General features: G+C 71.7%; 17 protein-coding genes and 1 pseudogene. 16 read left to right on the top strand and 2 right to left on the bottom strand.

The annotated features are described in order from the left end of the window. Window positions 1-210 precede the first annotated feature (210 nt). Window positions 211-2,373, bottom strand: a complete 2,163-nt coding sequence (locus tag Ahu01nite_RS51605; RefSeq protein ID WP_203843342.1) for a hypothetical protein — start codon at window positions 2,371-2,373, stop codon at window positions 211-213. Between Ahu01nite_RS51605 and Ahu01nite_RS47405 the strand changes: the two genes are divergently transcribed. Continuing rightward, the gene (locus Ahu01nite_RS47405) at window positions 2,362-3,294 is read left to right on the top strand and encodes a Replicase polyprotein 1ab (protein WP_239159722.1); all 933 of its coding nucleotides are present in this window, start codon (window positions 2,362-2,364) and stop codon (window positions 3,292-3,294) included. The two genes, Ahu01nite_RS51605 and Ahu01nite_RS47405, sit on opposite strands and share 12 nt — an antisense overlap. Beyond that, window positions 3,291-4,274 carry an HAD-IIA family hydrolase gene (locus Ahu01nite_RS47400; RefSeq protein ID WP_203843341.1) on the top strand — a complete coding sequence of 328 codons (984 nt, stop codon included), beginning with the start codon at window positions 3,291-3,293 and terminating at the stop codon, window positions 4,272-4,274. Before Ahu01nite_RS47405 ends, Ahu01nite_RS47400 begins: the two co-directional genes overlap by 4 nt. Before the next feature lie 48 nt (window positions 4,275-4,322). On the opposite strand, the gene Ahu01nite_RS47395 is transcribed toward Ahu01nite_RS47400, so the two are convergent. Further along, window positions 4,323-4,658, bottom strand: coding sequence for an SCP2 sterol-binding domain-containing protein (locus Ahu01nite_RS47395; RefSeq protein ID WP_203843340.1), 336 nt, complete (start codon window positions 4,656-4,658; stop codon window positions 4,323-4,325). Between the two features lie 123 nt (window positions 4,659-4,781). Here Ahu01nite_RS47395 and Ahu01nite_RS51160 point away from each other — a divergent pair. The 14 genes and pseudogenes from Ahu01nite_RS51160 to Ahu01nite_RS47325 all read left to right on the top strand — a co-directional run. Continuing rightward, window positions 4,782-5,324 (top strand): annotated as a pseudogene (locus Ahu01nite_RS51160) (phasin family protein); the annotation flags it as partial. Window positions 5,325-5,857: 533 nt separating this feature from the next. After that, a complete protein-coding gene (locus tag Ahu01nite_RS47385) occupies window positions 5,858-6,064 on the top strand; it encodes a hypothetical protein (RefSeq protein WP_203843348.1) in 207 nt (68 codons plus the stop codon). Further along, the gene (locus tag Ahu01nite_RS47380) at window positions 6,064-6,924 is read left to right on the top strand and encodes a TlyA family RNA methyltransferase (protein ID WP_203843338.1); all 861 of its coding nucleotides are present in this window, start codon (window positions 6,064-6,066) and stop codon (window positions 6,922-6,924) included. The genes Ahu01nite_RS47385 and Ahu01nite_RS47380 overlap by 1 nt, the downstream gene beginning before the upstream one ends. 40 nt (window positions 6,925-6,964) lie before the next feature. Then, window positions 6,965-7,852 carry an NAD kinase gene (locus Ahu01nite_RS47375; protein WP_203843337.1) on the top strand — a complete coding sequence of 296 codons (888 nt, stop codon included), beginning with the start codon at window positions 6,965-6,967 and terminating at the stop codon, window positions 7,850-7,852. Window positions 7,853-7,916: 64 nt separating this feature from the next. After that, a complete protein-coding gene (gene recN / locus Ahu01nite_RS47370) occupies window positions 7,917-9,662 on the top strand; it encodes a DNA repair protein RecN (RefSeq protein ID WP_203843336.1) in 1,746 nt (581 codons plus the stop codon). 105 nt (window positions 9,663-9,767) lie between these two features. Next, complete coding sequence (steA, locus tag Ahu01nite_RS47365) at window positions 9,768-10,946, top strand: putative cytokinetic ring protein SteA (protein ID WP_203843335.1); 1,179 nt, start codon at window positions 9,768-9,770, stop codon at window positions 10,944-10,946. Between the two features lie 28 nt (window positions 10,947-10,974). Then, window positions 10,975-11,919 (top strand): copper transporter, encoded by a 945-nt coding sequence (locus tag Ahu01nite_RS47360; RefSeq protein ID WP_203843334.1) that lies wholly within the window; start codon window positions 10,975-10,977, stop codon window positions 11,917-11,919. 71 nt (window positions 11,920-11,990) lie between these two features. Then, window positions 11,991-12,821, top strand: coding sequence for a hypothetical protein (locus tag Ahu01nite_RS47355; RefSeq protein WP_203843333.1), 831 nt, complete (start codon window positions 11,991-11,993; stop codon window positions 12,819-12,821). Then, entirely contained in the window at window positions 12,776-14,410 is a 1,635-nt protein-coding gene (gene murJ / locus Ahu01nite_RS47350; protein WP_239159719.1) for a murein biosynthesis integral membrane protein MurJ, read from the top strand. Before Ahu01nite_RS47355 ends, murJ begins: the two co-directional genes overlap by 46 nt. Next, on the top strand, window positions 14,407-15,528 hold the full coding sequence (locus Ahu01nite_RS47345; RefSeq protein ID WP_203843332.1) for a glycosyltransferase family 4 protein: 1,122 nt from the start codon (window positions 14,407-14,409) through the stop codon (window positions 15,526-15,528). The genes murJ and Ahu01nite_RS47345 overlap by 4 nt, the downstream gene beginning before the upstream one ends. Next, entirely contained in the window at window positions 15,525-17,717 is a 2,193-nt protein-coding gene (locus Ahu01nite_RS47340) for a hypothetical protein (RefSeq protein ID WP_239159718.1), read from the top strand. The genes Ahu01nite_RS47345 and Ahu01nite_RS47340 overlap by 4 nt, the downstream gene beginning before the upstream one ends. A 153-nt stretch (window positions 17,718-17,870) precedes the next feature. Beyond that, the gene (pyrG, locus tag Ahu01nite_RS47335) at window positions 17,871-19,595 is read left to right on the top strand and encodes a CTP synthase (protein ID WP_203843331.1); all 1,725 of its coding nucleotides are present in this window, start codon (window positions 17,871-17,873) and stop codon (window positions 19,593-19,595) included. Next, window positions 19,592-20,173, top strand: a complete 582-nt coding sequence (locus tag Ahu01nite_RS47330) for an NUDIX domain-containing protein (protein WP_203843330.1) — start codon at window positions 19,592-19,594, stop codon at window positions 20,171-20,173. Before pyrG ends, Ahu01nite_RS47330 begins: the two co-directional genes overlap by 4 nt. Window positions 20,174-20,239: 66 nt before the next feature. Next, window positions 20,240-20,827: a DUF1707 SHOCT-like domain-containing protein gene (locus Ahu01nite_RS47325; RefSeq protein WP_239159717.1), complete on the top strand. Its 588-nt coding sequence runs from the start codon at window positions 20,240-20,242 to the stop codon at window positions 20,825-20,827. Window positions 20,828-20,874 lie beyond the last annotated feature (47 nt).

The following is a 20,874-nucleotide window of genomic DNA, read 5'->3' as shown; positions in this document are numbered from 1 at the left end:
ACAGTCGAGGGCCTTCCCCGGATGGGGTTGGCCCTCGACTGCTTTTCTGCGTTCAGCGCCTAGTAGCGTTGTACGGACGCCCGCCGGCGTGCCTCGAGCGCGCCGCGGTGCCGGGCAAGAACGAACGTGAGCAAGACCGAGCAAGAGCAAGAGCAAGACCGAGCAAGTGCAAGACCGAACGTGAGCAGGACAGAGCGAGAGCTCGACAAGTCAAGAGCGAGAGCTCGGCACGACGTGCAAGTGAATGCCCCCTGTAGTTGATCTGCTCCGGCGACCGGGCCCTCGTGGCCGGCCACGCCGAACCTTGGAAGGAAATGACCCGTGAACCCAGGACCGCAGGATGGCGGCAACCGCGACGACGAGGCCCGGTCCGGCCGCGCTCGCGACGGCGGCTCCGAAGGACCGCGCGGCGACCGGGGTGACCGGGGCGGAGACCGAGGAGCCCCGCGCCGCGGTGGCTTCCAGAGCGACCGTGGTGGCTCGAGCGGTGGATTCCGCAGCGGCGGCCCCGACCGTGGCAGCTCCGACCGTGGTGGCTCCGACCGTGGTGGCTCCGACCGTGGTGGCTCCGACCGTGGTGGATACCAGGGCGGTGGCGATAGGGGCGGATTCCGTGGCGGCGACCGCGGCGGATCGACCGGCGGCTTCCGGGGTGGCGACCGTGACCGTGGCTCGTCGACCGGTGGTGACCGTGGCGGTTTCCGCAGCGGCGGCTCCGACCGTGGTGGTTACCAGGGTGGCGGCGATCGTGGCGGCTTCCGCAGCGGCGGCAGCGGCGGCTCGGACCGGGGCGGATACCAGGGCAACCGTGGCGTGACCGGTGGCGACCGCGGCGGGTTCCGTGGCGGCGATCGTGACCGTGGCTCTTCGACCGGCGGTGGCTTCCGCAGCGGTGGCGACCGTCCCGGTTACCAGGGTGGCGGCGACCGCGGTGGCTTCCGCAGCGGTGGTGACCGTCCGGGATACCAGGGCAACCGTGACAGCGGCCCCCGCGAGGGTGGCTTCCGCGGCGGTGACCGTGACCGCGGTGCTTCGAGCGGCGGCTACCAGGGTGGTGGCGACCGGGGCGGGTTCCGTGGCGGTGACCGCGACCGTGGCTCTTCGGCCGGCGGCGACCGTGGCGGATATCAGGGTGGCGGTGACCGCGGCGGGTTCCGTGGCGGCGATCGTGACCGTGGCTCCTCGGCCGGCGGTGGCTTCCGCAGCGGTGGCGACCGTCCGGGTTACCAGGGCAACCGTGACAGTGGCTCCCGCGAGGGTGGCTTCCGCAGCGGTGGCAGTTCTGACCGTGGTGGTTACCAGGGTGGCGGCGACCGCGGCGGGTTCCGTAGTGGTGGCTCCGACCGGCCGGGCAACCGCACCGGCGGCGGCTTCCGGGGCGACCGGCCCTCCGGTGACCGTCCCTCGTTCGGCGACCGGCCCCAGGGCGACCGCGGACCGCGTGAAGGCGGCTTCCGTGGCGGCGACCGGGACCGTGGCGGCGACCGTGGTGGGTACCAGGGTGGCGGCGACCGGGGTGGCTTCCGCGGTGGAGACCGTGGCGGCTCGACCGGTGGCGACCGGGGCGGGTTCCGCAGTGGCGGCGACCGTCCGGGTTACCAGGGCAACCGTGATAGCGGCCCCCGCGAGGGTGGTTTCCGCGGCGGTGACCGTGACCGCGGTGCTTCGAGCGGCGGCTACCAGGGTGGCGGCGACCGCGGAGGGTTCCGTGGCGGTGACCGGGACCGTGGTTCTTCGACCGGCGGCGGCTTCCGCAGTGGCGGCGACCGTCCGGGCTACCAGGGCAACCGTGACAGTGGTCCCCGTGACAGTGGCCCCCGTGAGAGCAGCGGCTTCCGTGGTGGCGACCGTGACCGGGGCGGCTACCAGGGCGGCGGTTCGGACCGTGGCGGCTACCAGGGTGGCGGCGACCGCGGCGGGTTCCGTGGCGGCGATCGTGACCGGGGCTCCTCGACCGGTGGCGAGCGTGGCGGGTTCCGCAGCAGCGGCGACCGTCCCGGATACCAGGGCAACCGTGACAGCGGCCCCCGCGAGGGTGGCTTCCGCGGCGGTGACCGGGACCGTGGCGCTTCGGCCGGCGGCTACCAGGGTGGCGGCGATCGGGGCGGCTACCAGGGCAACCGTGGTGGCGACCGGGACCGGGGCGGCGACCGTGGTGGATACCAGGGTGGCGGCGACCGGGGTGGTTACCAGGGCAACCGGGGTTCGGCGCGCGACGCGCAGGGGACTCCGCAGGACCGGCCCCAGGATGACCCGACCGCGTTCAAGGCTCCCGCGATTCCCGATGACATCGCGGCGACCGACCTCGACAAGGACGTGCGCTCCGAGCTGCTGAGCCTGTCGCGGGAGACCGCTGACGCGGTGGCGCGGCACCTCGTGGCAGCCGGGCAGATCATCGACGAGGATTCTGAGCTGGCGTTGCTGCACGCGATCGCGGCACGGCGGCTCGCGTCGCGGATCGCCGTGGTGCGGGAGGCTGTCGGGCTGGCCGCGTACGCCGCGGGTGACTGGACCACGGCGATCGCGGAGCTTCGCACGTACCACCGCATGACGGGTAAGCAGACGCACCTGGCCGAACTGGCCGACTGTGAGCGGGCCCTGGGCCGTCCGGAACGGGCGATCGATCTTTTCCGGGGTGCCGACAAGGAGTCGCTGGACAAGGCCGGCGCCATCGAGCTGCTGATCGTGGCTGCCGGTGCGCGTGGGGACCTGGGTCAGAACGACGCCGCGGTGGCGATGCTCCAGGTCAAGGAGCTGACCACGGAGGCGGACGCCGAGTGGGCGGCCCGGCTGCGGTATGCGTACGCGGATGCTCTGCTCGCCGCCGACCGGCGTGACGAGGCTCGGGAGTGGTTCTCGCGGGCCGCTGCCGCCGACGATGACGGCATGACCGACGCCGCGGAGCGCATGCTCGAGCTCGACGGTGTGTCGATCGAGGGCGACGAGGACGACGAGGATGAGGACGACGCGCAGGACGGCGCCGCCGACACCAAGTCCGAGGCGCAGCTCGACGATGACGAGGACGACGACGAGGACCTGGACGACGAGCTCGACCAGGACGTCGACGCCGGGATCGACGAGGACGACGAGGACGAGGACGATGACGACGAGGATGACGACCTCGCCGCTGTCGCCGCCGAGGACGAGGATGAGGACGCCGAGGCGCTGACCGATGGTGACCTCGCCGGTGCCGACGCCGACGACCTCGCCGCCAAGACGGACGCCGACAACGCCGAGCAGGCGAAGGCCGACCAGGCGAAGGCTGACCAGGCGAAGGCGGGGGACAAGGAGTGAGCGGGCGGCTGGTCGACGGGTACGACCTGGTCATCTTCGACCTCGACGGGGTCGTCTATCTGATCGACAAGCCGATCGCGGGCGCTGCGGAGGCCGTTACGCAGTTGCGTGCGGACGGCACTCCCATCGCGTACGCGACGAACAATGCCTCTCGGCGCGCGGCTGACGTCGCGAGCCTGCTCAACGGCATGGGTGTGTCGGCGGAGCCGGCTGAGGTCCTGACCTCGGCCGGTGCCGCCGCGGCCCGGCTGGCCGAACAGCTGCCGGCCGGTGCTCCGGTGCTGGTGGTCGGAGCCGAGGCGTTGCGTGCCGAGGTACGCGACGCGGGCCTGACACCGGTGGACAGCCTCGACGACAAACCGGCCGCGGTGGTCCAGGGCTTCGGCCCGGACGTGGGCTGGAAGATCCTGGCCGAGGCGGCGCTCGCCGTCCGCGCCGGGGCGTTGTGGGTGGCGACCAACACCGACCGCACGCTGCCCAGCCCGCGTGGCCCGCTGCCCGGCAACGGTTCGCTGGTGTCGGTGCTGCGGACGGCGCTGGACCGCGAGCCGGACCTCGTGGTCGGCAAGCCCGCGCCGGCGCTGTTCGAGACGGCGGCGTCGCTGTCGAAGTCGCAGCGCCCGCTGGCCGTGGGTGACCGGCTGGACACCGACATCGAGGGCGCGGTCGGTGCGGGGATGGACAGCCTGCTGGTCCTCACGGGTGTGAGCGACGCGGCCGAGCTGCTGTCCGCGCCGGAGTCGCGCCGGCCGACCTACGTGTCCGCGGATCTGTCGGGGCTGTTCGCTCCGGCGGAGGATGCGCGGATCCCGGTGGAGGGCGGCGCGGCGGGCGGCTGGCGGCTCACGGACGGGCGGCTCGAAGGCTCGGGTACGCCGGTTGACGCGCTGCGGCTGCTGGCAGGTTTCGTGTGGGGTGGCGGCAAGGCGTCTGCCGGCTCGGACGAGGCCGCGAAGCTGCTGGAGCAGTGGGATCTTTAGGTTTTCGGTGAGAATGGGCCGCGGGGCTTCCCGCGGCCCATTCTTCGTTTACAGCAGTTTGCGGAGCTTCAGCAGGTCGAACGGGTTCGCCTTGATCGAGACCTGCCGGGACGCGATCGCCTTCGTGACATCGAGCCGGCCGGTGAGCAGGGCGATGAGGTCGTCGCTGGCCGCGGTGAGGGCGATCTTCGCCTTGGGGTCGTCGCCGTCGGTGATGCCGACGAGCCGGCCGCCCTCGAGGCGGGCGTGGAACGCCGTCGACAGGTCGGGGACCCGGCACGCGAGGGTGCGGTCGAGGTCGAGTTTGCCCCGGGTCTCCGCGTTGGCGTCGAGACGGGCGGCGAGCTTGCCCAGGGCCTCACGGCACTCTTCCACGGTGGCCATTGCGGACGCTCCTTGTCACGACACCTGATCTCGTAACGCACGGTACCCGACGGGCGTGCGGGGTAGCCCGGTAGCGTGGCACCAGCGAAAGCGCAGGCGCAGCGCGAGAGGGGTGTGGGCGAGATGCAGGACGCATGGCGGGCGTATCTGGAGATGGCGCTCGGCTTGACGGAGGCACCGCGCAAGAGGGCGCAGAAGGTCGCCGGTGAGCTGCTGAACAAGGGCGGGGCGACCGCCGGTCAGCTGCAGGGCCTGGTCGAGGATCTGATGTCCACCGGGGTGGCCAACCGGGAGGCGCTGACAAACCTGGTGCGCTACGAGGTGGACAAGGCCCTCGGGCGGGTCGGGCTCGCCACCGCGGAGGAGGTCTCCGACCTCACCACGCGGGTCAAGGATCTGGAGAAGGAGCTTCGCGAGGCGCAGGAGCGCGCGGACGGTGCCGGGGTGACGCTCGCTGAGCCGGGCCCGGCCACGGTCACGCCGCCGGCCCCGCCCGTTTCCCCGGCCAAGCCTGTCTCGACGGGCTCGCCGGTCCTGCCGGTGAAGAAGGCCGTCGCGAAGAAGGCGGTGGCCAAGAAGGCCGTTCCGACGCCGCCGAAGGCAGCGCCAGCGAAGGCAGCGCCAGCGAAGGCAGCGCCAGCGAAGGCAGCGCCTGGAGCGGCTGTTCCGACGCCGACGCCTGCGACTGCCGGTCCTGCGAAGGCCGCGCCGGAGAAGGCCGTTCCCGCGAAGGCCACGAAGGTGGCCAAGGCCGCCAAGGCCGCGCCGGTCACGCCCTCGGCTGAGCCGGCGGGGACGATGGCCGCGCCTACCGCGTCGGTGAAGGCTGCCGCCGCCGAGACGGTGCTGCCGCCGACGTCACCCGCGGCGAAAAAGGCCGCGGCCTCGAAGGCCGCGGCGAAGAATGCAGCGCCGGCCGATAAAGCAGTGCCGGTCAAGAAGGCCGCGCCGGCCGATAGAGCAGTACCGGTCAAGAAGGCCGCGTCGGTGAAGAAGGCGGCGCCGGTGCAGTGGACCGCCCCGAATGACAGCGCTCCGGAGGGCACGTCGTGAGTTACCCGAATCAGCAGCCGCCGCGGCCGGGGCCGATGCCCGGGGGGTTCCGGCCCGGTCCCCCGCCCGGTGGGCCGCGCCCGGGAGGTTTCCAGCCCGCAGCTCCGTCCTATCAGCCCCAGTCGCGGCCGGTGCAGTCGCGGCCGGTGCAGTCGCAGCCGGCGCAGGCTCAGGCCCCGGCGCAGGTCACCGAGGGGATGCTCGACGGGTCTGAGACGACCGGTCATCCCGCTGTTGACGCTGTACTGCAGTCGCTTGCCAATGCCGCCACGCTCGCTCCCGCCGACCAGCTCGCCGAGTACGAGGCCGCGCATCAGGTGCTGCAGGAGACGCTGGCGAGCATCGATCGCTGATGGCTCGTCGCGCGCGGCTTGACGCCGAACTTGTACGCCGCAAACTTGCCCGGTCCCGGGAGCAGGCCGCCTCGCTGGTGGCCGCCGGGCGGGTGCAGGTGCGCGGTTCCGTGGCGCAGAAGGTCGCCACGATGATCGATCCGGCTGATCCGGTCGTGGTGACCGGGGAGGATCCGGCTGACGAGTACGTCTCCCGGGGCAGTCACAAGCTGAACGGGGCGCTGAAGGCGTTCGAGGGCCTGAAGGTCGAGGGCCGGCGGTGCCTGGATGCCGGGGCGTCGACGGGCGGGTTCACCGATGTGCTGCTGCGTGCCGGGGCCGCCAAGGTGTACGCCGTGGACGTTGGTTACGGCCAGCTGGCGTGGCCACTGCGTACCAATGATCGCGTGGTGGTGATGGAGCGCACGAATGTGCGTACGTTGTCGCCGGAAATGATCGAAGGCCCGGTGGCACTCACCGTGGCCGATCTGTCCTTCATCTCGTTGCGGCTTGTGTTGCCCGCCCTGGCGGCCTGTACGGCTGCCGACGGTGATCTGGCGCTGATGGTGAAACCTCAGTTCGAGGTCGGCAAGGAGCGGGTCGGCACCGGGGGTGTGGTCCGGGACTGGCGGCTGCGGGCGGAGGCGGTGCTGGACGTCGCGGCGGCGGCGGCCGGGCTGGGGCTGGGTGTGGCGTCGGTGGCGGCGAGTCCGTTGCCGGGTCCGAGCGGCAATGTGGAGTTCTTCGTGTGGTTCCGCCGGGACGCATCACCGGCTGATCCTGAGCGAGTACGCGCGGTGGTCGCAGCGGGGCCGTCCGGCGAGGTAAATTCCGGCGAGCCGGCATCGACGCCGGTTTCGCCCCCCTTGGAGGACGTGTGATGGTTTTCCCCGGTTCGCTGCGTGCCGGAGCAGGCCCCTCATGAGCCGTTCGGCGTTGATGGTCACCCACACCGGGCGGCGGCAGAGCACGCAGCACGCGCAGACGGTCGCCCGGGATCTGGTCGCTAACGGGTTCGAGGTCAAGGTCATCGCCGAGGAGGTCGACGATCTGGAGCTGCCGCCGGGCGTCACCCCGGTGGACGACCCCGACGCGGCCGAGGGCGTGGAGATCGTGTTCGCGCTCGGCGGTGACGGCACGTTTCTGCGCGCGGCCGAGCTGGCGCGCCCGGCGAAGGTGCCGCTGCTCGGGATCAATCTCGGCAAGGTCGGCTTCCTGGCCGAGGCGGAGCTGCAGAACATCGACCAGACCGTGAAGGACATCGTCGCCGGGAACTACACGGTGGACGAACGGCTGACCCTTGACGTGCGGGCGGAGTACGACGGGCGGCTGATCGCCGACTCGTGGGCGCTCAACGAGGTCAGCGTCGAGAAGGGGCAGCGGGCGCAGATGCTCGAGCTGCTGGTCGACGTGGACGGGCGGCCGCTGTCGCGGTACGGGTGTGACGGTGTTGTGTGTGCCACACCGACGGGTTCGACGGCGTACGCGTTCTCGGCGGGCGGTCCGGTGGTGTGGCCCGAGGTGGAGGCGCTGCTGCTGGTGCCGATCAGCGCGCACGCGTTGTTCAGCAAACCGATCGTGACGGCGCCCACGTCGACGTTCGTGCTGACCGTCGATCCGTACACGTCGTTCGCGACGTTGTGCTGCGACGGGCGGCGTACGTGGGACCTGCCGCCGGGTGCGCAGGTCACGGTGCATCGTGGTGATCTTCCGGTGCGGTTGGTGCGGCTGAACCCGAAGCCGTTCACCGACACCCTGGTGGCCAAGTTCCACCTGCCGGTGGAGGGCTGGCGGGGTAATCGACGCTGATCAGCGTCGTCTCCGGTGGGATGCCGGTGGGCAATTGTCGGTGGGCACCGATACTGTTCGCCCTGTGCTGGAGGAACTCAGGATCACCGGGCTCGGCGTCATTGATGACACGACGCTGCGGCTGACCACGGGCATGAACGCGATAACCGGCGAGACCGGCGCGGGTAAGACGATGGTGGTGACCGGTCTCGGCCTGCTCTTCGGGGGCCGGGCCGACGCCGGACGAGTGCGCGCCGACCCCGGGCGCGCGGTGGTGGAGGGCCGCCTGCGGCTTGACGGGCGGCTCGCCGATTCGGTGCAGGCCCGGATCACGGACGCCGGCGGCGAGGTCGACGACGACGGTTCGGTGCTGCTGAGCCGCACGGTGACGATCGAGGGCCGGTCGCGGGCGCACGTCGGCGGGCGCAGTATGCCCGTGGCGATGCTGACCGAGGTCGGTGAGCAGGTCGTCGCGGTGCACGGGCAGTCGGACCAGTTGCGGATCCTGCGCCCGGCCGAGCAGCGGGCGCAGCTCGACCGTTATGCGGGCCCCGATCACGAGAAGCTGCTGGAGACCTACCGGCAGGCGTATGCGCAGTGGCGCACGGTGGTGGACGATCTCGCCGACCGGCGCCGCAACGCCCGCGAACGCACCCAGGAGGCCGAGCTGCTCAAGCTGGGTCTCGACGAGATCACCCGGGTGGATCCGCAGCCGGGTGAGGACGAGGATCTGCGCACGGAGGTGCAGCGCCTCGAGCACGCCGAGGGGTTGCGCACGGCGGCGGCGCTGGCGGGGCAGGCTCTCGCGGGTGGCGTGGAGGAGACCGACGAGGGGCTCGACGCGACCCAGTTGCTGGGCACCGCGAAACGCACCCTGGAGGCGCAGGCCTCGGTCGACCCGGCGCTGGCGGAGCTGGCGGGGCGCATCGAGGAGGCGGCGACGCTGGTCGCCGATGTGTCCTCGGAGCTGTCGGCCTATCTGAGCCAGCTCGACGCCGACCCGGCGCGGCTGGAGACGATCTACGAGCGGCGCGCGGCGCTGCGGGCGCTGACCCGTAAGTACGCCGACGACGTCGAGGGTGTCATCGCGTGGGCCGATCACGCACGTTCCCGGCTGGCGCTGCTGGACACCTCCGACGAGGTGCTCGAGGAGCTCGACAAGGAGCGGGTGCGGCTGGCGGCACAGGTCGCCGAGCTGGCGGGCCGGGTGACGGCGGCGCGGGTCGAGGCGGCCGGGCGGTTCTCCGGGCAGGTGACGGTGGAGCTGGCCGGGCTGGCGATGCCGCACTCGCGGGTGGAGATCGAGGTGCTGGCGCGCACGGCGGGCCGTGACGAGCCGGTGATCGACGAGCTCGCGGTGGGCCCGGACGGCGCCGACGAGATCGAGATCCGGCTGATCGCGCACCCGGGGGCGCCGGCGTTGCCGTTGCAGAAGGGCGCGTCGGGCGGCGAGCTGTCGCGGGTCATGCTGGCCATCGAGGTGGTGTTCGCCGGTGCCGGTGGGCCGCCGACGCTGGTGTTCGACGAGGTCGACGCGGGTGTGGGTGGTCAGGCCGCGGTGGAGATCGGACGGCGGCTGGCTCGCTTGGCGCGTACCCATCAGGTGTTGGTCGTGACCCACCTGCCGCAGGTGGCGGCGTTCGCCGATCGGCACCTGGTGGTGCAGAAGGACACCGGCGGCGCGATCACCACCAGTGGGGTGAAGATCGTGGAGGAGACCGACCGGGCGCGGGAGCTGGCCCGGATGCTGGCGGGTCTGCCGGATTCGGATCTGGGCATCGCGCATGCCGAGGAGCTGCTGGCGGTTGCGGACCGTGAGAAGCGGGGCTGAACGACTCGGCAAAAGGTGGGGGGTTGGCCGGTCATGCCCCTTTCGGGGGTGACGTTGTGCATGTCGGGTGCGAGGCGTTCGATCCGGCGTGTCAGGATGGCGTGGATGCGACTTCCCACCTTGCGCCGGACCCGGAGTGTCGAAGCCGGGGACCTGTCCGGCACCGCTCGTCTCGACCGCCGGACCAAGCGCCTGGTCGGGCGGTTGCGCCCCGGTGACATCGCGGTCATCGACCACGTCGACATCGACCGGGTCGCCGCCGACTCGCTGGTCGCCGTCGGGGTCGCCGCGGTGCTCAACGCGAAGCCGTCGATCTCCGGGCGTTACCCCAATCTCGGGCCGGAGGTGCTGGTCCAGGCCGGCATCGTGCTGGTCGACAATCTCGGTGACGAGTTGTTCGACCGGCTCAGCGAGGGTGACGTCGTCGCGATCGAGAACGACGCGGTCCTGCTGAACGGCGAGGCGGTCGCCACCGGCATCCGGCAGGACGCGCAGAGCGTCGCGGCCTCGATGGCCGACGCCCGTGAGGGCCTGTCGGTGCAGCTCGAGGCGTTCGCGGCCAACACCATGGATTACTTGAAGCAGGAGCGTGAGCTGCTGCTCGACGGTGTCGGTGTGCCCGACGTCGAGACGAAGGTCGCCGGCCGGCACGTGCTGATCGTGGTGCGCGGTTACGACTACAAGGCCGACCTCGACGTGCTGCGCCCGTACATCCGGGAGTTCAAGCCGGTGCTGATCGGCGTGGACGGCGGCGCCGACGCTCTGGTGGAGTCCGGCTACACCCCCGACATGATCATCGGGGACATGGATTCGGTCACCGACGACGTGCTGCGCTGCGGTGCCGAGGTGATCGTGCACGCCTACACCGACGGGCGCGCGCCGGGTCTGGCCCGGGTGCAGGCGCTCGGGGTCGAGGCGATCACGTTCCCGGCGTCCGCCACCAGCGAGGACCTGGCAATGCTGCTCGCCGATGACAAGGGCGCCACGCTGATCGTGGCGGTGGGCACGCACGCCAACCTGGTCGAGTTCCTCGACAAAGGCCGCGGCGGCATGGCGTCGACGTTCCTGACCCGGCTCAAGGTCGGCGGGAAGCTGGTCGACGCCAAGGGCGTGAGCCGGCTCTACAAGCAGAACATCTCCGGGTCGTCGCTGCTGCTGCTCGTGCTGTCCGCCATCGCGGCGCTGGCCTCCGCGGTGGCCGTGTCCACCGTCGGCAAGGCCTATCTCTCCGTGGTGTCCGAGTGGTGGGACAATCTGGTCTTCCAACTAGGACAGCTGTTCTGACCAGCCCGACGGACCAAGAGGCTTTGGCGTGATCAACTTCCGGTACCACGTGGTGTCGCTCACCGCGGTCTTCCTCGCCTTGGCCATCGGCCTGGTGGTGGGCACGACCGCGCTCAACGGCCCGGTGGCCGACAACCTCAAGGCCCGGGTCGACTCGCTGAACAAGGACAACAGCAACTACCGCGACCAGGCCAACCAGTACCGCGACGAGCTGAACCGCAGCCAGGAGTTCGTCACCGAGGTGTCACCGGCGCTGCTCAACGGCAAGCTGGCCAACCGCCGCCTCCTGGTCGTCGTGCTGCCCACCGGCAAGGACTACGCCGACGGCGTGACCAAGATGCTGACCACCGCCGGCGCCACCATCACCGGGCAGCTCTCGATCGAGGACAAGTTCTTCGACCCGGACAACTCGCTGGAGATGCTGGAGCTCGCTGAGCGGGCGTCGCAGCCGACGGTGCCGTCCGAGGTGCTCCCGCTCAACAGCGACGGGGTGGAGACCTCCAGCGCGCTGCTGGCGGAGGCACTGCTGACGAAGACGGTCGCGGTGACCCCCGCGGACCTGACCGCCGTGCTCACCGCGTACACCGAGCCCGGCTACATCACGGTCAGCGACAAGATCGTCCCGGGTGCCGAGGCGACCGTGATCGTGTCGGGGCAGCCGCCGTCGGACAGCAAGGCGGCCGCGAAGAACAAGAACGCCGTCACCCTGACGGGGCAGTTCCTGACCGGGTTTCTGCCCGCGGAGCACCCGGTGCTGGTGGCCGGCACCGGCTCCGGCGACGGCAACCTGGTCTCCGCGGTGCGCGGCGACCCGGCGCTGGTCGTCAAGATCTCCACGGTGGACAACGCCAGCACCCCCCAGGGCCAGCTCGCGACCGCGCTGACCGTGGTCGAGCGGCTGATCGCCGGCAAGATCGGTCAGTACGGCGTCGCGGCCGGGTCGACCTCGCGCGTCCCCGTGGTCGCCAGCTGACGCTGGGGCCGTTCCCCTACACTCGGTGGGCCTGCGATGACGTGGGTGAGGCGAGCGCAGGGAGTACACGCATGGCCGGCAGGGTGACGTCGTCCGGGTTCGGGGCGCTCGCGGCCCGCGCCGCGCTGGCCTGGATCCGCCACGACCCGCACGCCGGTCAGCTGCAGCGCACCAACTTCCACGGCCGCACGGTCACTCTCGCGGGTGGTCCGGCTCTCGCGGCAGGGGCGACGCTGGGTGCCGCGCTGGGTGCTCCGGGGGCCGCTGCCGCCGCCGCGGTCGTCGTCGCGGGGGCCGCGTCCGGGGCGGTCGGTTTCTACGACGACATCGTCGGCAACCGGCCGGAGCAGAAGGCGGCGAAGGGCTTCAAGGGGCACCTCGCGGCGTTGCGGGACGGGCGGGTCACCAGCGGGCTCGTGAAGATCGCCGGGGTGGGTGCGGCGGGGCTGGCGGCGTCGGTGCTGTTGTCGCGGGCTCCGGGCGTACGTAAAGGCACGATGAATGTGCTGCTCGGAGCGGGAGTGATCGCCGGGAGCGCGAATCTGCTGAACCTGCTCGATCTGCGGCCTGGCCGGGCGATCAAGGCCGGGACCATTATCGGCGCGCCGCTGCTCGTGGGTCGCGCGGGCGGGATCGCCGCCGGGACGCTCGGGGCGAGCACCGCACTGCTTCCCGCCGACCTGGGCGAGGACATCATGCTGGGTGACGCCGGTGCCAACGCGCTGGGTGCGCTGCTCGGGGTCGCACTCGTGGCGAAGACCGGGACGTTCGGGCGGGCGGTCGCGCTGAGCGTGCTCGCCGGGCTGACCGCGGCGAGTGAGAAGGTCAGCTTCACCAAGGTCATCCAGGACACCCCGTGGCTGCGCGCGGCCGACGCGCTGGGCCGGCGCCCGACTCCGTGACCACCGCCACCCGCTCGCGGGCCGCCGGGCTCGCCGGTGCCGCCGCGGTCATCACCGTGCTGACGATCCTGGCCCGCATCGCCGGGTTCGGCCGCACCTTCGTCTTCCTGCACACCGTCGGCACCGGCGGGCTGGGCAACGTCTACAACGCCGCGAACACCATCCCGAACATCGTCTTCGAGCTGGTCGCCGGGGGAGCCCTGGCCAGCCTGGTCGTGCCGCTGATCGCCGGCCGGGACCGCGAGCAGGTCAGCGAGATCACGTCCGCGCTGCTCACCTGGGTCCTGACCCTGATGGTGCCGCTTGCGGTCCTGGTGGCGCTGCTGGCCGGGCCGATCGCCGGGCTGCTCGACGTGCCGGTCGCCGATCAGGAGGTCGCCGCGCGGATGCTTCGGGTGTTCGCTCCGCAGTTGCCGCTGTACGGCATCGGGATCGTGCTGACCGGGGCGCTGCAGGCGCATCATCGCTTCGCGTGGCCGGTGATCGCGCCGCTGTTGTCGTCGGTGACCGTGATGGGCGCGTACCTGAGTTATGCCCTGGTCGACGGGGCGCGCAGCGACATCGCGGGTCTGACCCGCCCGGGTGAGCTGTGGTTGTCGGCCGGGACCACCGCCGGGGTGGTCGTGCTGGCGCTGTGCCTGGTGATCCCGTTGAGCCGGTTGAAGCTGCGGCTGCGTCCGTCGTATCGGTTCCCGGGTGATGAGGGGCGGCAGGCGGTCCGGCTCGGCTGGGCGGGGGCGGTGACGGTGGGCGCGCAGCAGATCATGGTGCTGGTGGTGATCCTGCTGGCTGCGGATGGCCCGCTGACCATCTATACCGCGGCGCAGACGGTGTTCCTGCTGCCGTGGGCGGTGCTCGCCGTGCCACTCTCGACGGCTGTCTACCCCCGGCTGGCGGCGTCGCACGCGCAACAAGACGAAAACGGATATGTCGTAGCTTTGTCGTCCACTGCGCGCACGGTGGTGCTGCTGGCCTGCCTCGGCGCCGCGCTGCTGGCCGCCGTCGCCTGGCCCGCGGCCTATTTGATCGGAGCGCAGGGCGCCGCGCCTGGCATTGTCGGGTTCGCGCCTGGTTTGCTGGGTTACGCGTTATTTGCCCTGCTGTCCCGTGCCCTGTACGCCCGCGGCGCCACCATCGCCGCCGCAGCCGCGACCGCCGTGGGCTGGGCCGTCGCCGCGGTGTCCGCGATCGTGCTCTGCGGGGTGCTCGCCGAGCCGGACCAGGTCGCCGGACTGGGCGCCGCGAACGCGATCGGCATGTCGGTCATCGGCCTGCTGCTCGTGCTCGCCGTGCGCCGCCACGCCGGCCCGGCCGCCCTCGCCGGGCTGAGCAGGGTGACAACCGCCGGCATCGCCGCCGCGCTCGCCGCGGGAGCCGCCGGATGGGCCGCGTCGCAGGGCCTGGGCCGGGCGCTGGGCGGCACCCCGGCAGCCGGGGCGAGCCTGTTGCAGGGCATGCTTGGCGCAGTCGTGGTCGCGGTCGTGTTCGTGGCGGTGGTGTACCCGCTGGACCGACGCGATCTTGGGCCGCCGGTCCAGAGGATCACCAGGAGGGTGGTCCAGAAGATCACCAGGAGGGGACGCTCGTGAGTCAGCCGGCGTGGCGAGGATCCGTGGCGCTCGTGCTGGGTTCCAGTACCGGCGGGGTGGGCCGGCACGTCCTGTCGCTCGTGCGCGGCCTGGTCGCCGCGGGCTGCACCGTGCTGGTGTGCGGGCCCGCCGCCAACGACGAGCTGTTCGGATTCACCACCGCCGGCGCCGAGTTCCTGCCGGTGGAGATCCCGGCGAGCCCCGGCCCGCAGGATTCCGGCGCGATCCGGGCCATGCGCCGGGCACTGTCGAGCCGGCCCGTCGATGTGGTCCACGCGCACGGGCTGCGGGCGGCGTTCGTCGCCACACTCGCGCGTCCCGGTGCGCCGCTGATCGTGACGTGGCACAACGCGGTGCTCGCCAAGGGGCTGCGGGGCAGTGCGTCCGCGCTGGTCGAGCGGATCGTCGCCCGCTCCGCGACCCTCACCCTGGGTGCCTCGGACGACCTGGTGCAACGCGCTGTCGCGCTGGGGGCACGCAACGCGCGTCTCTCCCCGGTCGCTGCCCTGGAGACGGCCCCACCCAAAAGATCCCGTTCCGCCGTACGAGCGGAGTTCCGCCTCGCCGCCGCCACGCCCCTGATTCTCTCGGTCGGTCGCCTGCACCCGCAGAAGCGTTACGACGTGCTCGTCGAAGCAGCGGCGCGGTGGCGTGACATCGACCCCGCCCCGGTCACCGTCGTGGCCGGGTCCGGCCCCAGCTACATGGGGCTCGCCCAGCGCGCCTCCGAGGTGCACGCGAAAGTGCACTTTCTCGGTCACCGCACCGACGTGCCCGACCTGCTCGGCGGCGCCGACATCGCGCTGGTCACCAGCGACTGGGAGGCCCGGCAACTGTTCGCCCAGGAGGCGCTGCGGGCCGGGGTGCCGCTGATCGCCACGGCGGTCGGCGGGCTGCCCGGGCTCGTCGGTGACGCCGCGGTGCTGATCCCGGCCGGTGACGTGGAGGCCCTCGACACCGCGGTGCGGGAGATGCTGGCCGATCCGGAGCGGCGGGCCGACTTTGCGCTGCGCGGGCCGCGGCAGGCCGCCACGTGGCCCACCGAGCACGACACGGTGGTCGACGTGCTCGCGGCGTACGCGTCGGTTACCGAGACCAGCCGGGCGAGCCGCGGGTGAAGGCCCTGTTCGCCATCGCCCGGGACCGCCGGGTGTGGGTGCCCTATCTGCTGATCGTGCTGACTGTCGCCGCGAGTCTCGCCGGGCTGACACTGCGTCCGGCCACCGGGGTCTCCGGCAAGACCGCCGACTACGTCATCGTCGCCGGGGCCGCCGGGCTGCGCTGGGACGACCTGGACCCGCAACGCACCCCGACGCTGTGGCACGAGGCGACCGCGGGGGCCGTCGGCTGGCTGTCCGTGCGGTCGGCCCACGCGACGACCTGCCCCGACGACGGCTGGCTGACACTGGGCGCGGGCAACTTCTCGGTATGGAGCACCCGCAACGTCACGGGGCAGTGCGCGGCGGTGGCCCCGACTGTGGAGCAGCCGGACAAGATCGGCGCGAACCTGCCGCAGCTGCCCGGCGTGGTGCGCACCAACGACACCCAGCCGTACGGCGCGGTGCCCGGGGCGCTGGCCGAGTCGCAGCGGTGCACGTATGCCGTCGGGACCGGGGCCGCGGTGGCTGCCGCCCGCCCGTACGGCCGGGTCGACCGGTATTCGCCGACCCTGCCCGACGACCTGGCCGGGGTGTTCGACCTGTGCCAGCTCAACATCGTCGACCTCGGCACCGTGACCGGGTCCGGCGCCGCCCGCCAGGCGAAGGTCGCGCAGGCCGACGCGTTGCTCGCCCGGGTGCTCGCCGCCCGCCCGCGCAATTCCCTGATGGTCGTCGCCGGGGTCTCGGACACCGACACCACCGCGCGGCTGCACGTCGCGATCGCGGAGGGCCCGGGCTGGCAGGGTGGCTGGCTCACCTCCGCGGGCACCGGCCGTGACGGCTACGTCCAGCTGGTCGACCTGGCCCCGACGATCCTCACCGCGCTCGGGCGGGCCGGGCCGGACGGGCTGTTCGGCGGGCGTACGGCCAGCGTCGTCGACGGCCGCGCGGCGTCACCGGCCGCCTCGATGCTCGGCACCCACGACGCCAACCAGCGTGCCGTCGCGCAGTCCGGTGTCACCGGGCGGTTCTACCTCGGCCTGGCCGCGTTGCAGGTCGCGTTGTTCATCCTCGTCGTGCCGCTGATGATGCGCGCGCGCCGGCATGCCGGGCCGACCGGTCCCGCCTCCCCGTCGCGGCTGCTCGTGCGGATCACCGAGGTGCTGCTGATCGCGTCCGGGCTGACCATTCCGGCGGCGCTGCTGGCCGACGCGGTCCCATGGTGGCGCACCGGGCACCCGACTCTGGTGTTCGCGGCGCTCACGTTCGCGTTCGTCGCGGCCGGCACCGCGGCGATCCGGTTCTCCCCGCGGTACGGGCGCACGCTGTGGCCGCTGGGCACGGTCGCGGCCGTCGCCGTGGTCGTGGTCGCCGTGGACCTGATGACGGGCGCGCAGCTCCAGCTCAACGGCGTGGCGGGGTACTCCGCGATCGAAGGCTCCCGGTACGCCGGGCTGGGTAGCGTCGGGCTCGGGGTGTTCGTCGCCGGGGCGCTGGTCGTGGCGGGGTGCGTGGCGCAGCTCGTACGGCGTCCGTGGCGTCCCGTCGTGGTGGTCCTGGTCGGCGGGTTCGCGGTGATCATGGTGGGCAGCCCTTACCTGGGTGCGGACCCGGTCGGCGCCGTAGCCGTCACCGGCGGGGTCTGTGTGGCCGCCGCGATCAGCACCGGCGGCTGGCTCACGTTCCCGCGGTTCGCGTGGGCAACCGTCGCCGGGCTTGCCGTCACCATCGGCTTCGCCGCACTCGACCTGCAGCGCGCGGTTCCGGAGCGGGGCAGTCTCGGCAAGTTCCTCGGGGAGCTGCTCGACGGCACGGCCGGCCCGGCGATGGAACGCGCCGCGGCGTCCAGCGGGCACGCGCTGGACAGCGCCCTGACGATCCTGGCGCTCGCCGGGGCGATGATGCTCGCGTTCAGCCAGTTCTCGGCGTGGGGTGGCCTCAACCGGGTCTTCGGTCTGCACCCGGCCCTGCGGGCGGCGCTGGGCGGCACCACGGTCGCGGTGCTCGGTGCCGGGGTGCTGCAGGGTGCCGGGTTCGGGGTCGCGGGTGCCGCGGCCGCGGTCGCGGTGCCGCTGCTCGTGCTGACCACGTTGCGTGTTCTTGAGCACGCCGCCGACCGGACGCGGCCCGAGGGGGAGACCGACGGGCCCGGTGGGCCCGGCCTTATCCGTCGCGTGCCGGACAAAACGGACGTTAGCGCCACTTGAGACACGCGCGGCGACCAGCCCGAACGTGCGTCGTCCCACCAAGGTGTTATCGTGAAATCCCGTGGATGGCGCCTTCTTTCAGCTCTGCTTTCTGGAGAATCTGGGGTGGGCGCCGGTCTGCAACACTATTTTGACCGACCACGGGAGCAGGCCTTGGCACCTTCAGTGCGCGAGACGCGGCACATCTTCGTCACCGGAGGCGTTGCCTCCTCGCTGGGCAAGGGCCTCACCGCCTCCAGCCTCGGCAACCTGTTGACCGCACGCGGGCTGCGGGTCGTCATGCAGAAGCTCGACCCCTATCTGAACGTCGACCCCGGCACGATGAACCCTTTCCAGCACGGAGAGGTCTTCGTCACCGAGGACGGTGCCGAGACCGACCTCGACGTCGGTCACTACGAGCGCTTCCTCGACCGCCCGCTGTCGGCGAAGGCGAACGTCACCACCGGCCAGATCTACTCGGCCGTCATCGCCAAGGAGCGCCGCGGCGAATACCTCGGCGACACCGTGCAGGTCATCCCGCACGTCACCAACGAGATCAAAGAGCGCATCTTCGCGATGGCCTCACCCGACGACTTCGGCCGCGTGCCGGACGTCGTGATCACCGAGGTGGGTGGCACGGTCGGTGACATGGAGTCACTGCCGTTCCTGGAGGCCATCCGCCAGGTACGCCACGAGATCGGCCGCGACCGCGTCTTCTACCTGCACGTGTCGCTGATCCCGTATCTCGCGCCGTCCGGTGAGCTGAAGACCAAGCCCACCCAGCACTCCGTGGCGACGCTGCGCAACATCGGTATCCAGCCCGACGCGCTCGTGTGCCGCAGCGACCGCGAGATCCCGGACAAGCTCAAGCACAAGCTGTCGCTGTACTGCGACGTAGACCGTGAGGCCGTCGTGGCCTGCCCGGACGCCCCGAGCATCTACGACATCCCCAAGGTGCTGCACCGCGAGGGCCTCGACGCGTACGTCGTGCGCCGGCTCGGCCTGTCGTTCCGCGACGTCGACTGGTCCACCTGGGACGACCTGCTCGAGCGCGTGCACCACCCGCGGCGGACGATCACCGTCGCCCTCGTCGGCAAGTACGTCGACCTGCCGGACGCGTACCTGTCGGTCAGTGAGGCGATCCGCGCCGCCGGCTTCGCGAACATGGCCAAGGTGCAGCTGCGCTGGGTCCCCAGCGACGACGCCGACACCCCCGCCGGTGCGGCCGCCGCGCTCAAGGGCGTCGACGGCATCGTCATCCCCGGCGGCTTCGGCATCCGCGGCATCGAAGGCAAGATCAACACTTCCCGGTACGCCCGCGAGAACGGCATCCCGATCCTCGGACTGTGCCTGGGCCTGCAGTGCATGACGATCGACGCGGCCCGCAACATGGCCGGCCTCAAGGGCGCCAACTCCCTCGAGTTCGACGAGCAGGCCCCTTACCCGGTCATCTCCACGATGGCCGACCAGGAGGACATCGTCGCGGGCAAGGGCGACCTGGGCGGCACGATGCGCCTCGGGGCGTACCCGGCCGCCCTGACCCCGGGATCGCTGGTCGCGGAGGCGTACGGCAGCGAGGAGATCTCCGAGCGCCACCGGCACCGCTACGAGGTCAACAACGACTTCCGGGCCAAGCTCAGCGACGCGGGCCTCAAGTTCTCCGGCACCTCCCCGGACGGCCGCCTGGTCGAGTTCATCGAGCTCGACCGCGAGCAGCACCCGTTCTTCGTGGCCACCCAGGCCCACCCGGAGCTCAAGAGCCGCCCGACCCGGGCGCACCCGCTGTTCACGGCGTTCGTGAAGGCCGCCGTCGACTACAACGCCGCCGACGAACTGCCCGTGCAGGTCGAGCCGTCCGCCGAGCCCGACACCTCGAAGACCGCGGTCGCCGCCTCATGACGGCTTTCGAGCACGAGACCAAGTCGCGTACGGAGCGATACTCGGGCCCGATCTTCACCGTCTACACCGACGAGATCACCATGAGCAGCGGCGGCACCGCCCACCGCGACATCGTGATCAACAAGAACGCCGTCGGTGTGGTGGCCCTCGACGAGGTCGGCCGCGTGGCCCTCATCAAGCAGTACCGCCACCCGGTCGGCACCCAGCTCTGGGAGCTCCCCGCAGGCCTGCGCGACGTCGACGGCGAGGACCTCGTCGCCGCGGCGGCCCGCGAACTCGGCGAGGAGGCAGACCTCGTGGCAGCCCGCTACGACCTGCTCGTCGACCTGCACACCTCACCGGGCTTCACCGCCGAGACCATCCGCATCTTCCTGGCCCGCGAGCTGTCCCCGGTGCCCGAGGCCGACCGCCACGAGCGCCAGGACGAGGAAGCCGACATCGAACTCGCCTGGATCGAGCTCGACGAGGCGGTCGCGATGGTCCTGCGCGGCGACATCACCAACGCCGCCGCGGTGGCCGGCCTGCTGAGCACGGCCCGCGCCCGCGACGACGGCTGGGCCACCCTGCGCCCCGCATAGCTTCCCCGGGGCCGCCGCTCACCGCGGCGGCCCCTTTTTCTGTGCGGCACCGCCTAGGATCGCAGCGTGACTACGCCGATGCGGGTACCACCGTCCGATGGAGACCCTTCCGACGATGACCGCGCCCGCGCGGCCGAGGTGCTGCAGCGCGCCTGCGGCGAGGGCAAACTGACCCTCGAGGAGTTCAGCGCCCGGGTGGGTGGGGTCTGGGCCGCGGCGACCTCCGCCGAACTCGTGCGGGCCACCGCTGACCTCGCCCCCGCCCCCATCGTGGGCTCCGCCACTACGGTCGACCGCGTCATCAGCATCTTCAGCGACGTCAAACGCCGTGGCCGCTGGCGCCTGCGCACCCCGAAACTGACCGTCCGCACCATCTTCGGCGCGACCGAGCTCGACCTGCGCGAGATCCTCACCGACCAGAGCATCATCGAGATCGACGGCAGCTGCACCTTCGGCGAACTCAAAGTCATCGTCCCCGAAGGCGTCGAGGTCGACGTAAGCGGCCCAGCGATGTTCACCTCCCGCAACATCCACCTCGCCCCGGTGCCCCGCGTCGCCGGCACCCCCGAGATCCGCATCACCGTCACCTCCTGGTTCAGCAACGTCGAAGTGGTCTCCAAGCCGTACTCCCGCCCCCAGATCGCCGGCAGGTAGGTCGCCCGGCGGCGGTCGCGGGGGTCATCGCGACCGGATGTAGCGAG

It is taken from the genome of Winogradskya humida, assembly GCF_016862215.1.
Classification (GTDB): Bacteria; Actinomycetota; Actinomycetes; order Mycobacteriales; family Micromonosporaceae; genus Actinoplanes; species Actinoplanes humidus.
The sequence above is the reverse complement of the archived record's forward strand: the minus strand, read 5'-3'. Positions and strand labels throughout refer to the sequence as shown.

Excerpts from the sequence above, each read along its gene's own strand:
- Ahu01nite_RS47380 (WP_203843338.1), top strand. The coding sequence starts at position 6,064 with ATGGCTCGTCGCGCGCGGCTTGACGCCGAACTTGTACGCCGCAAACTT.
- Ahu01nite_RS47330 (WP_203843330.1), top strand. The coding sequence starts at position 19,592 with ATGACGGCTTTCGAGCACGAGACCAAGTCGCGTACGGAGCGATACTCG.
- Ahu01nite_RS47355 (WP_203843333.1), top strand. The coding sequence starts at position 11,991 with ATGGCCGGCAGGGTGACGTCGTCCGGGTTCGGGGCGCTCGCGGCCCGC.
- Ahu01nite_RS47395 (WP_203843340.1), bottom strand. The coding sequence starts at position 4,658 with ATGGCCACCGTGGAAGAGTGCCGTGAGGCCCTGGGCAAGCTCGCCGCC.
- Ahu01nite_RS47375 (WP_203843337.1), top strand. The coding sequence starts at position 6,965 with ATGAGCCGTTCGGCGTTGATGGTCACCCACACCGGGCGGCGGCAGAGC.
- steA (WP_203843335.1), top strand. The coding sequence starts at position 9,768 with ATGCGACTTCCCACCTTGCGCCGGACCCGGAGTGTCGAAGCCGGGGAC.